Below are 12,886 nucleotides of genomic sequence, written 5' to 3' on the forward strand. Positions count from 1 at the left end.
TTTGTCTATTGGTGTAAGTAATAGAATTGATAGGTATTGAAAGAGGAAGCGACGCTTCCTCTTTGGTGTTTTATAGTCGTTTTAAGGCAGCTTTGATTAGCTGTTCAACAGAGAGGTCAGGTTCTGCAATAAGAATCGCTTGTAGAGCTTTTTCTGCTTGCGGTTTTGGAAAGCCTAACATCACTAACGCTGACAGTGCCTCCTCAGATGAGGTAGGTTTGCTCAGAACAAGTGGGATTAGCGCATCTGGTCCTTGTTTCTTCAGTTTGTCTTGCAACTCGAGAATAACACGTTGTGCTGTTTTCGGTCCTATGCCTTTGATTTTCTGAATAACATTAACTTGCCCTGCCACAATAGCTTGTTGGATCTCTTCTGGCGTGATCGAAGAAAGCATCATTCTTCCTGTGTTTGGCCCTATTCCGGAAACGGATATCAGATGGTGGAAAAGATGGCGCTCGCCTTCCGTAGCGAATCCAAACAAGGTTTGAGAATCTTCGCGAACTTGGAAGGAGATGAAGAGTTTACATTCTTCTTGATCTTTGATCTGGCTGTAAGTAGTTAATGATATATGGACATAATATCCAATGCCACCTACTTCAATGATTACATGAGTAGGGGCTTTGAATACTAACTTACCTTTAAAATATTCGTACATCTTAAACGTTTAATTATTCGTTGCTTGATGCTCTATCGCATCTACAACTGCGATTGTCACCATGTTGACGATTTCGCGAACAGAACTATCTAATTGCAAAACGTGTACGGGTTTGTTCATGCCCAATAAGATAGGGCCAACAGCTTCCGCATTGCCAACTGACTGTAATAATTTATAGGCGATATTTCCAGATTCTAGATTCGGGAATACCAATGTATTCGCAGGTTCTCCATTTAACCTCGAGAACGGGAAGTTATCAGCAAGCATTTCGCTATTCAAAGCAAAGTTTGCTTGAACTTCACCATCTGCTACAATTTCAGGATGTTCAGCATGTAATATCTTTATAGCATCACGTACTTTTCCTGAAATAATACCATCATTGGAACCGAAGTTCGAATAGGATAACATAGCTAAACGTGGTTTAACATTAAAGCGTTTAACTGCTGCATCTAGTAAAACACTGATCTCAGCTAATTCTTGAGCATTTGGATTCTCATTCACTGTGGTATCTCCAAAGAATAGCGGACCTTTGTTGGTCATCATAATATACATCCCTGCAACGCGAGATCCTGGTTTTGCTCCAATCACTTGTAATGCTGGACGGATAGTTGAAGCGTAATTTCTAGTTAATCCTGAGATCAAGGTATCTGCATCGCCAAATTCAACCATACTAGCTGCAAAATAATTTCTATTGGTCATTAATTTGCGTGAATCTAATTTGTTGATTCCACGACGTTGTCGTTTAGCATATAGATGCTCGGCATATTTTTCAAAGCGATCTGATTTGATTTCTGCTTGTGGATCGATAATTTCTACACCCTCTAAATCAAATGCAAATTCTTCAATTAGGTCTTTTATTTTTTTCTCGTTACCCAATAAGATTGGGAAGGCAATTCCTTCTTCTTTGACGATTTGTGCAGCGCGTAAAGTTTTGTAATTATCTGCTTCCGCAAATACAACTTTCTTCGGGTTGTTTTTAGCTTTCGCAGTAATATTTCTCATTAATCGATCTTCCTTACCCAAGCGTTTGTGTAATTCTTCACGGTAAGCATCCCAATCTTCAATTACTTTTCGTGCTACACCTGAAGCTATTGCAGCTTTTGCTACCGCAATAGAGACTTCCGTAATCAAACGTGGATCGGTAGGTTTCGGAATAACGTAATCTGTACCAAAGCGTATATTATTTGCATTGTATGCAATGTTTACTTCTTCAGGAACTGGTTGTTTCGCTAATTCAGCAATTGCTTTCACTGCAGCAATCTTCATTTCTTCATTGATTGCTGTTGCACGAACATCAAGTGCACCACGGAAGATATATGGGAATCCTAAAACATTATTCACTTGGTTAGGAAAATCCGATCTACCTGTTCCCATAATGATGTCGTCGCGTGTTTCTACAGCCAACTCATAAGCAATTTCAGGGTTTGGATTAGCCATTGCTAATACAATCGGTTTCGCTGCCATCGACTTCAACATGTCTTGAGACAATACGTCGGCTTTCGATAAACCTATAAATACGTCGCTATCTTTTACGGCTTCCGCTAATGTATTTATATCGCGATCCGTCGCCCATTCCGCTTTTGTCGTATCTAAGCCTTCTCTATCAGAACGGATAACCCCTTTGCTATCTAACATGACGATATTTTCTTTTCTCGCTCCTACAGCAACATACATTGCAGTACACGAAATTGCAGCAGCACCTGCACCGTTTACAACGATTTTAACTTCTGAAATATTCTTTCCTTGTAATTCGCAAGCATTGATTAATGCCGCTCCAGAGATAATAGCGGTTCCGTGCTGGTCATCATGCATAACAGGAATGTTCATCTCCGCTTTTAAACGGCGTTCAATTTCAAAACATTCTGGTGCTTTAATATCTTCTAAGTTTATACCGCCGAAAGTAGGTTCTAAGGCTTTCACTATGTTGACAAACTCGTCAACATTCTTTGTGTCTAATTCGATGTCGAAAACATCAATGTCAGCAAAGATTTTAAATAAAAGACCTTTACCTTCCATAACCGGCTTTCCAGCTTGTGCGCCGATGTCTCCTAAACCTAATACAGCTGTACCGTTACTGATAACAGCGACTAAGTTACCTTTCGCAGTGTATTTATACGCATCTTCACTATTTTCAGCGATTGCTAAACATGGTTCGGCAACACCAGGTGAATAAGCTAAAGTTAAGTCTCTTTGTGTACTGTGTGGTTTTGTTGGAACGACTGCAATCTTTCCTGGACGTCCCATCGAATGGTACTGCAGTGCTTCCTTTTTTCTATTGTTATTGCTCATAACGTTTTTAAATTTACTATTCTAGTAGGTTGTTGTTTTCTATTTTAATACGTCTAATAATTTAAACATTTGCTGACGCATACGCGTTGCTCCACCGTGGTAGTTGTTCAGCAATAGGGAGAAGGTGTATTCATTTCCGTCTGCCGCTTTTTGATAGCCTGTATAGCCTAAAGTTCCACCAATGGTGCCGCTTTTCATACTCATTCCATTGATTGTAGGCAGGCTTTTTTTGAACTCCGGAAACCAAGGTCTTCCTAATGCATACCGCATGATGCGTGCTAATGCATTGCTAGTAACGCGGTTTTGAGGCGATAGGCCCGAACCATCGTAAGTTTTTATCTCTCCAACAGGTAACTTCAATTTATTTTCCCAGTATTTTGCGACTAAAGAAGCAGCGTCCTCAGTTTCGTATTTATTGGCAGAGATTCCGCCGATTACTTTCAATATCGCTTCACCATATAAATTGATACTCTTTTGATTGAACCAATGAATAATCTCGATAAGCTTAGGCGACTGCAGTGTTAATATTTTTTGTTTGTTTACATCCCAATTTTGTACTCCAGCATTTTTTAAAAGTGTCGCTGTCGTAATCAAGCTGTCGGCTACGATAATGGAATCTGCTGTTAATGCTTTTGATAGGTCGTGAACGAGACTGTAGGCAGGGTCTGGAGTAGAAAGTTCAATTGTTTTTTTTAAATCTGCGGCATATGTTCCACGTAGATAAATAGTGCTTGAGTACGGCGCCGAGTAACCATAAACATTGTCTCCTGAGCCATTAGCGCCAGTTTTTACTTCGTTAATTACTTGATAGTTTGTCGGGATGTTATGTGATTTTATGCTTGTCAGGCTGCCTGGACGTGCAGCGTTGAAATCTACTTCGTAGCTGTTTTCTTTCCAGTTGAGAGCAGATACACCTGTTCCATAATAATTGCCCATGTCTGTCCACATCCAAGTGCCTGGAACTTGATTGCCATTATAAAACTTATCGTCAGCGATTACTAAACCATTGATTTGTTTTATACCGAGCTCCATGATTGCGGACTTCCATCTCTTTAATATGGTCTCCGCATTATGCGTTGGAAATCGATCACTTCCTAAGGTTGGGTCACCAAATCCTTCGACGATTAGGTTTCCATTCAACGTTCCTACGGAATCAATTGTTCCCGTGTAGTATAAATGTGTTGGAAAAGTGTAATCAGGGCCTAATAGATCTAATGCGGTTATAGAGGTCATTACCTTCAAAGTTGATGCTGTAGGAAGGCCAATTTTGGCGTTATCTTCAAATACGATTTCTCCGGTTTTTGAATTGATAACGGTCAATGAAGCAACCCCATTTGCTAAAGAAGGTGCTGTTTTGAATTGTTGATAGGCGTTTTGGATTTTTGTATTTGCCTGTTGTGCGAATGTAGTTTCAATTCCCGCAACGACTAAAATAGCTGATAGACAAAGACAAGAAAAAAATCTTCTCATAAAGAGCAAATATCGCATTATAGTACACAAGTAGTACATTATAATTGTAAAATTTCAATTCTATGATGAAGTAAAACTTTTAATTAGTATAGTTTTTATAACTTGCGATGATTATTAAAAATAACGTAATGAATTACATCGAAAAATTAGCTTCCATCCGTCTGGTGATGAAAGAAAAGGGTGTAGATGCCTATATTATTCCTTCCTCCGATCCACATATCAGTGAGTACCTTCCAGATCGTTACAAATGTATTGCATGGACCTCCGGTTTCAATGGCTCGGCAGGCACTTTAGTGATTACACAAGATTTTGCAGGTCTTTGGACTGACTCTCGATACTTTGTGCAGGCCAATGAACAGCTTGCAGGTACCGGCTTTGAATTAGTGAAATTACAAGCCCAAGGACGCCCCGAGTATGTAACATGGTTGGCTAATAAATTAGAAAAAGGTCAGTTAGTAGCATTTGATGGTAATTTAGCAGCAGTTGCAGTTGCGCAAGCCGTTCAAGCGGAGTTGCTACCTTTGGGAATTCAAGTTGATGGTCATATTGATATTCTAGCGGATATTTGGGAAGGACGTCCAGCTTTGCCAACGGCAAAAGCCTATCTCTTGAAAGAAGAAACGACTGGTCAAAGTACCAAGTCGAAATTATCCGCAATTCGTGAGAAACTTAAAGCGAAGCGTACATCAACACATTTTGTATCATCCTTAGATGATTTGGCATGGATTTTAAATATTCGAGGAAATGATGTCAAATGTAATCCAGTCGTATTAGGCTTCCTATTGATTGATGGTGATAAAAACACGCTATTTATTCAGTCAGGTAAACTTGATGAACTTGATGTTGCAAATTTGAATGCTTCAGGTGTTGATGTTCTTGATTACGAAAAAGCTTTTGAAGCAATTCGTCAGATTAAATCGGAGAACATTTTATTGGATCCAAAGCGTACTTGTTTTGCTATTTATGATGCGGTACCAAATTCGGTGAAGATCATCGAAGAAATGAATCCTTCAACACTATTGAAAGCTGTTAAAAATAAAGTAGAATTAGCTCATACACGTAACGCCATGCGTAAGGATGGGGTTGCGTTAACCAAATTCTTTAAATGGTTAGAAGAGAATGTTGGTTCAGAGACTCTAAGTGAGATCTCGATCGCTGAACGCTTACAGCAATTCCGCTCGGAATTAGACGGTTTTGTTGATATTTCTTTCGATACCATTGCCGGATATTTAGAACATGGCGCTTTACCACATTATAAGGCGACCGAAGAAAGTAATGCGACTTTGAAACCTGAAGGTCTGTTATTGGTCGACTCTGGTGGTCAGTATGTCGATGGGACAACAGATATTACACGCGTTATATCGTTAGGAAATATAAAGCCAGAGGAACGTATTGACTATACACTTGTCTTGAAAGGTACCATTGAAGGTTCTACAGCTATTTTCCCGAAAGGAACACGCGGATATCAGATTGATGCGATTACTAGACATCCTCTTTGGGATAAGTTACGTAATTATGGTCATGGTACTGGTCATGGTGTTGGCTTTTTCTTAAATGTTCATGAAGGCCCTCACGTATTCAACAGCGCTGCAATTGATATCGCCGTTGAAGAGGGAATGATCACTTCGATTGAACCTGGTTTATATCGTGAAGGACAGTATGGAATTCGTATTGAGAACCTTGTACATTCAAAAACAATTGAAAGCAATTACTTTGGTGAGTTTATGGATTTTGAAACGCTGACGGTTTGTTATATTGCGACAGACCTAGTCGATAAATCTATTTTAGATCAGAAACATGTTGATTGGTTGAACCAGTATAACAGCTGGGTGTTTGATCAGTTGAGTCCTAGTCTAACAGCGGATGAAAAATCTTGGTTAGCGGATAAGACAAAAGCAATTTAGTAATTATAATTAGCAAATATAAAAAGCCCTGAACAGGGCTTTTTTCATTTTTAAATGAATTGTAATTATCACACGTATTGTTCTTCTATATTGCCTTTGTGAATCAAATATTTCATCTGGACTGTCTATTCTTGTATGGAGCCATGACTGAGTACCCATAAAATGAAAAGCGTCTATAACACAGTTATAGACGCTTTCAAAAGCTTTTTACTAAAAAGCTTACTTGATAATATCACGTAAACCTAATCCTTTAATAATAGCACGGTATCTTTCGATATCCTTTTTGTACAGATAAGCTAATAATGAACGACGTTTACCTACTAATTTTTGTAGAGAACGTTGTGTGTTAAAATCTTTTCTGTTGTTTTTTAAGTGCCCTGTTAAGTGAGCAATTCTCTTAGTGAATAAAGCTACTTGTCCTTCTGCAGAACCAGTGTTTGCTGCTGCACCTGCAAATTCTGCGAAGATGTCAGCTTTGTACTCTTTACTTAAATACATTCTTGAATAATATTGAAGCGTTAAAAAAATTATTAATTGGCTGCAAAGATAGCATGTCCAATTGGATTCTTAAAATTTATTTCTAGAGTTTGTTTAAAAACAGGCATTTAAGCCTATTAAACTTTAATATAGATTCTTTTTTTGTCAAGCCAGTAACATATCACCCACATAAATGCTAGAAATACAAGAGAGTAGGCGAACGAACCTACTTCTGGAGGTCCGGGTAATTGTGCACAAACATTTTTGTAAAACCAACTCAGTGGACTGCTGAAAATTGCTTCGCCGGCTTCGTTAGTTCCAGCTGGTATGCGAATCAATCCTAAGGCTTTTGGTAGTAATCCGCTTAATACAAAGATAAATAATGGGTTTTTTCCAAACACATCGAAGAACTGTGTTAATTTGTTTTTTACTCCTTGAACTTCGATATACCAAATCATTCCACCAATCGTCATGATACCTAGACCTGTAGTATAAAGAACATAGGAACTAGTCCATATCTTTTTGTTGATTGGGAATCCTAAAGACCATGCCCATGCAAGTACTACAAGGATAAATCCGGTTACAAATAGTCCCGATAGTAATTTAAAGTGAGGCTCATTACTTGCTGGAACCTTTGTCCAAAGCCAATTAACCGAGCCATGGTTTTTAATAAATACGCCTGCCAAGTATCCGAATACAACTTGTACTATAGCAGGTAAAGTGCTCATTAAACCTTCTGGATCGAATGGAATGCCCTCACCTTTATACATATGCGCAACGCCTAGGATAGCTTTATCATAGTTTGTCCCAAACCAAGATTCCAGAGAATAAGGATCTCCTGTTCCTAAAAATGCACATAAGCCCCAATAGGATAAAAGTATAATGGCGGAAATATAGATCAGGTTTCGAGGCTTAAAGTAGTAAGCTAATACCGATGCAAAGAAGTATGCAATTGCTATTCTTTGCAAAACACCTAATATGCGAACACCTTTTTCAGGGTCGGTACTGCTAACCCAATCCCTAAATTGTAATGTGCCATCGACCCATTGTACAAAAGGAAACCAATTTAACCCTAAACCAATTAAGAATATAAGGATTGTTCGCTTAATTACTTTCTTCCAAAATATAGCGTCACCTGCTTCTTGCAAACGAGGGATGACAAAAGACATGGCATTCCCTACAGCAAACAAGAAAAATGGAAATACTAAGTCGGTAGGTGTGCATCCATGCCATGGAGCATGTTTCAGAGGGGCGAACATATGCGACCAGGTACCTGGATTGTTCACCATGATCATCAGAGCGACTGTAGCACCCCGAAATACATCTAAGGAGTAATAACGTTGTTTCATAGCTAATAATTGAAACGAAGTTACAATTATTAGGCGTATTGGAGGTGTTTTAGAAGTTTTTTGACGAAACGGAAAATGGGTTAGCGTAGAAATTAAACCACAATAAATTAGGTATGCTACGAATACTTATTAAATAATTTAAGAAGTATTTGGATGTTATATAATTTTTAATTTAACTTTACCATAATATTACCAAACCATAAAACGTGGACAAGCTAAAATTATCGATAATCAGGCGTTTATATTTCGCAGGTGCGCAATCGATTGCGGAGATTAGCTCTGCTGTTGGTAAGAGTGTACCGAATATTACAGCATCAATCAACCAGCTTGTGGAAGCAAATATTGTTGTTCAGAATGGATTAGCGCCGTCGACTGGGGGGAGAAGGGCTGCTAGCTTTGTTTTGAATGCTGAAGCGCTTCCTTCTATTCTATCGGTTGCGGTTGACCAATATTATACTTCTGTCGTTGTTTTAGATTTTGCAAATAAACCTAGGACAGAAGTCTTAACAGAAAACATTCGATTAGCTGAGCAAGACGCCTTTGTTAAAATATGCTCGTTGATTTCAAAAGCAATGGAGCGTGTAAAGAAGGATTCTGTTTTTATGATTGCACTAACGATCCCAGGTTTTGTGGATAGTTTGGAAGGAATTAACAATTCTTTCGCTACAGACACGCCATTATTTGACATCGGGGGGAACATTGAAAAAGAATTCGACCTTCCAACGTTTGTTGAGAATGACTCTACTGCGATCGCTATTGCTGAATATAATTTCGGACAAGGAACGGATGCTAAGGACGTAATGGTGGTCAACTTGAATTGGGGAGTAGGTTTAGGGATGATTATCGATGGTGATTTGTACAGAGGACACAGTGGTTACGCTGGAGAGTTTAGTCATATCCCGCTTTCGAATATGAGTAAGCTATGTTCATGCGGAAAGAAAGGTTGTTTGGAAGTCGAAGCTTCCTTAATCGCGGCAAGAGATTCGGCAAATGAGATGTTAGCTTCCGGAGAAGAATCTGTTTTACAATCATCATACGCACAAAAGGGATTCATTACAGGCGACGAACTTTTAGAAGCATCCAATGGAGGAGATCAATTAGCAATTAAAGCAGTACGTAGGATTGGTTACATGCTAGGAAAGGGAATAGCGACCTTGATTCACATTATTAATCCAGAAAAGGTTGTCATTTCTGGACGCGGAGCAAAAGCTAAGCGGGTTTTATTACCGGAGATACAAAGTGCGGTTTTAGAGTTCGCAATTCCAAGACTTTCTAAAAACACCAAAATAGAGTTCTCTGATATAACAAATGTACAACTACTAGGATCCTGTTGTGTCGCTGTGGCCAACATGGACAAAACCATAATGAAAGCAATTAACTGAATTATAATTTTAAAACATCAACAATGAGCAATTTTTACTTAAAATGTTGCAGTCTATCGTTACTTATGTTCTTAGGCATAACAACGATTTTCGCACAACAAGCTGTTACTGGAAAAGTAACAGACGGTAATACAGGAGTTGCGGGCGTAAGTGTGACGGTGATTGGGACGACACGTGGAGGACAAACTGATGCCAATGGTAACTATTCTGTAGAAGCGGCAAATGGAGAAAAACTTCGTTTTTCCATAATTGGTTATGGGACGCAAACGATTACTGTTTCGTCAAGAACGCATGACGTAGTCTTACAATCAGACGAAGGAAACATTGATGAGGTGGTCGTGACTGCCATGGGAATTAAGCGTGCTCCAAAGGAGTTGGGCTATGCGATGAGCACCGTAGAATCAAAGGAACTTACTAAAACGGGTTCTCCGAACTTTGCAGGTGCTTTATATGGAAAGGCTCCAGGAGTTCGAGTTTCTGCGGCTCCAGGAGGTGCAACTTCCGGAATCAATATCAACGTGCGTGGGATTAACTCAATCACAGGAAATTCACAACCTTTAGTTATCATAGACGGAGTGCCAATGCGTCAAAGCACATTTAATAACTCTGACTACTGGGGTGATCAGCGCGCGAGAGGTAATGGATTAGAGGATTTAAACCCTGAAGATATCGAATCAATATCTATCTTAAAAGGAGCGTCTGCGGCTGCTCTTTATGGATCGGAAGCGATGAACGGTGTTGTATTGGTGACGACCAAATCAGGAAAAGGTGGACAGGGTTTTTCAGTTGATTTCAATGCAACGTATACGCATGATCAAATTGCGTATTTGCCAAGATTTCAAGACGTAAGAGGACCTGGTTTTCATTTAGGGTACAATAACAGTGGCCAATCACCAGATATGTTCGTCTATTATCCAGACAATATGGCTGTTGATGGAGTAAAAAGGGGAGTGATGGCATCGTCGATAAACTTCGGGCCAAAGTTCGATGGTCAACCTATTGTTTCTTGGGATGGTCAAGTAAGACCTTATGTTGCGCAAAATGCATATGGAAAACTTTTCAACAACCCTAATAATACTATTTTCAACTTAGCGATCGGTCATGCTACCGATAATTCGAATACTCGTATTTCATTTACGAGACAGGATAATCAGATGACGGCTCTTGATTCTTATAATAAAAAGAATATTGCGAGTTTAAATAGTTCTGTAACGCTTTGGAAGAAGTTGAAAAATGATATCGTTATTAACTATATAAATCAAAATACACATAATCGTCCATTACTTACTGACAGGTTGATTAACAACTTTACAGGGATGATTTCAACCTTCGACAATCCAGACTGGTATCTTGATAAATACAAAACTAGTTTAGGCTATAAATTTGTTGATGGTACGAATCCAAGTTTGACACCAGAAGAAAATTTGGTGTATAATGGCTACAAAGCAGATGTGTTATCTTACATGTGGGATACAAAAGCTAAAAAATACGACGAATATTCAAATCGAGTTTTAGCTTCCTATACAGCTACTTGGAACGTAATTGAAGACTTAGATTTGAGAGCAAGATTTTCTGCCGATGTAACATCTCAAAGATTTGAAGACAAACAACCTACCGAAAAGCCGTTAGCTTACGAATACACCGGTTCTTTTTCTATTGGGAATCAAAACGCTAACGTCTACTACACCGATTTATTAGCTACCTATCGTAAGAACCTTACTGACGATCTTAAATTGGGTGTTAACCTAGGTTATACGGCAACAAAGACAGATGACACTTACGTTCAATCAGAAACAGATGGCGGTTTGAGTGCTAGAGATTGGTTTGATCTAAATGCTTCTTATAACTTAGTGAAGCGCAATGATCGCTTCAATTACCGTAATAGAATGCTACGTGATGCATTCTTTGGAACATTGAATTTCAACTTCAAAGATTATTGGTTTGTTGAAGGAACCTTGAGAAGAGAAAGAATTTCAACAATGCATCCAGACAGAAATGTACTATACTACCCTTCTGTAAACAGCAGTTTGATTTTGAATGAAGCTTTTTCTTTGCCAGAAATCTTTAATTATGCAAAGCTTCGCGCTTCGTACGGTATTGTGGGTAACTACCCAGATATTTATAAAAGCGCATTATTTTATGATCAAAAAAGTTTAGGTACGCAACGTTTAGATGGACCATCGGTGATCTATGCTACAGTTCCAACTGCAGATTTTGGAAATGAGGATATTAAACCAGAGACAAAGCGTGAATTTGAAATCGGTTTGGAAGCACGTTTACTAAACAGTCGATTAGGATTTGATATTACCTATTATGATGGCTTAATTAAAGACCAAATCTTAAATTATTCCTTAGCATATTCTTCGGGAGCGAAATCTGTACTGGCGAATGTTGGTACACTAAGCAATAAAGGTTGGGAATTTGCCATCAATGGTACGCCTGTGAAAACATCAGATTTTACTTGGACATCAGTGTTGAACTTTTCGATGAACAAGAATAAGATTTTAGAATTGCCAGGAGGTGCAGGATTACTATTACATAGAGATTATGATGGCGCTGCTGCACAATTAGTGTCAAGAGTCGGTCAACCTATGGGTGATATTATGGTTCGTCCGGTTGAAACCGATCCTAATGGTAACAAAATTGTATCGGCAAGTGGCTTGCATCAAATTGATGGAAATAGCTGGATTAAAGTTGGTAACGCAATGCCTAAAGCCGTTGGCGGTTTTATGAATACCTTCTCTTACAAGAATATTACTTTGGACGCGCTTATTGATTTCCGTTGGGGAGGATACGCCATGCCAACGGGTATTAATTGGATGAAGAGTAGAGGTTTGCTTGAAGAAACACTGACCGCTATGGACGAAGAACACGGTGGATTAAGTTACTATAAAGATGCGTCTGGTAAAGGTATTGCTTTCACAGGAGCAACAGGTCCTAATGGAGAAACGGTTTACCATGATGGTATGCTTATGGACGGAGTCTTGGCGAATGGAGCTAAAAATGATAATATCATTTCACAAGCAACTTATTATGCCAATACTTACAATTGGGGAGGTCCACAATATTCGAATTCTCGCTATGAATTGTACGTTCAAAAGAACAACTATATCAAGATGCGTGAAATTTCCTTAGGATATAGATTACCTTCATCTTTTACTTCGAAGCTGCGTGCTAAGAATGTTCAAATTTCTGCATTCGGTCGTAATTTATTCTTCTTATACCGTAGTATAAAAGATCTAGACCCTGAGCAAATGACAGGTGGTTCAAACTGGATAAATGGAGTTTCAAATGCAGGAACAAGTCCTGCAACAAGAACGTTTGGTTTAATGCTACGTGCTAGCTTCTAACAATTAATCT

The 12,886-nt window shown here is 38.8% G+C and carries 8 protein-coding genes; 3 read left to right on the forward strand and 5 right to left on the reverse strand.

Features of this window, described 5'->3' with window-relative positions; genetic code table 11:
• Window positions 1-70: 70 nt before the first annotated feature.
• The 3 genes from ruvA to dacB are packed head-to-tail and all read right to left on the reverse strand — an operon-like array spanning window position 71 to window position 4,414.
• Window positions 71-655, reverse strand: a complete 585-nt coding sequence (ruvA, locus tag GFH32_RS02175) for a Holliday junction branch migration protein RuvA (RefSeq protein WP_153509514.1) — start codon at window positions 653-655, stop codon at window positions 71-73.
• Window positions 656-664: 9 nt separating this feature from the next.
• Entirely contained in the window at window positions 665-2,944 is a 2,280-nt protein-coding gene (locus GFH32_RS02180) for an NADP-dependent malic enzyme (RefSeq protein ID WP_153509515.1), read from the reverse strand.
• A 39-nt stretch (window positions 2,945-2,983) separates the two neighbouring features.
• Window positions 2,984-4,414, reverse strand: coding sequence for a D-alanyl-D-alanine carboxypeptidase/D-alanyl-D-alanine endopeptidase (dacB, locus tag GFH32_RS02185; protein WP_153509516.1), 1,431 nt, complete (start codon window positions 4,412-4,414; stop codon window positions 2,984-2,986).
• Window positions 4,415-4,542: 128 nt separating this feature from the next.
• Here dacB and GFH32_RS02190 point away from each other — a divergent pair, with 128 nt between their 5' ends.
• Window positions 4,543-6,318, forward strand: a complete 1,776-nt coding sequence (locus GFH32_RS02190) for an aminopeptidase P family protein (RefSeq protein WP_153509517.1) — start codon at window positions 4,543-4,545, stop codon at window positions 6,316-6,318.
• A gap of 219 nt (window positions 6,319-6,537) precedes the next feature.
• Here the strand turns inward: GFH32_RS02190 and rpsO are convergent, their stop codons facing one another.
• Entirely contained in the window at window positions 6,538-6,816 is a 279-nt protein-coding gene (gene rpsO / locus GFH32_RS02195) for a 30S ribosomal protein S15 (protein WP_153509518.1), read from the reverse strand.
• A 116-nt stretch (window positions 6,817-6,932) separates the two neighbouring features.
• Window positions 6,933-8,144 carry an acyltransferase family protein gene (locus tag GFH32_RS02200; protein ID WP_153509519.1) on the reverse strand — a complete coding sequence of 404 codons (1,212 nt, stop codon included), beginning with the start codon at window positions 8,142-8,144 and terminating at the stop codon, window positions 6,933-6,935.
• Window positions 8,145-8,350: 206 nt separating this feature from the next.
• Here GFH32_RS02200 and GFH32_RS02205 point away from each other — a divergent pair, with 206 nt between their 5' ends.
• Window positions 8,351-9,526: an ROK family transcriptional regulator gene (locus GFH32_RS02205; RefSeq protein WP_153509520.1), complete on the forward strand. Its 1,176-nt coding sequence runs from the start codon at window positions 8,351-8,353 to the stop codon at window positions 9,524-9,526.
• A gap of 65 nt (window positions 9,527-9,591) precedes the next feature.
• Complete coding sequence (locus GFH32_RS02210) at window positions 9,592-12,876, forward strand: SusC/RagA family TonB-linked outer membrane protein (protein ID WP_228384196.1); 3,285 nt, start codon at window positions 9,592-9,594, stop codon at window positions 12,874-12,876.
• Window positions 12,877-12,886 lie beyond the last annotated feature (10 nt).

Source organism: Sphingobacteruim zhuxiongii (assembly GCF_009557615.1).
GTDB classification, from domain to species: Bacteria; Bacteroidota; Bacteroidia; order Sphingobacteriales; family Sphingobacteriaceae; genus Sphingobacterium; species Sphingobacterium zhuxiongii.

Coding starts and splice junctions, on each gene's coding strand:
- ruvA (WP_153509514.1), bottom strand. CDS start 655: ATGTACGAATATTTTAAAGGTAAGTTAGTATTCAAAGCCCCTACTCAT.
- GFH32_RS02180 (WP_153509515.1), bottom strand. CDS start 2,944: ATGAGCAATAACAATAGAAAAAAGGAAGCACTGCAGTACCATTCGATG.
- dacB (WP_153509516.1), bottom strand. CDS start 4,414: ATGAGAAGATTTTTTTCTTGTCTTTGTCTATCAGCTATTTTAGTCGTT.
- GFH32_RS02190 (WP_153509517.1), top strand. CDS start 4,543: ATGAATTACATCGAAAAATTAGCTTCCATCCGTCTGGTGATGAAAGAA.
- rpsO (WP_153509518.1), bottom strand. CDS start 6,816: ATGTATTTAAGTAAAGAGTACAAAGCTGACATCTTCGCAGAATTTGCA.
- GFH32_RS02200 (WP_153509519.1), bottom strand. CDS start 8,144: ATGAAACAACGTTATTACTCCTTAGATGTATTTCGGGGTGCTACAGTC.
- GFH32_RS02210 (WP_228384196.1), top strand. CDS start 9,592: ATGTTCTTAGGCATAACAACGATTTTCGCACAACAAGCTGTTACTGGA.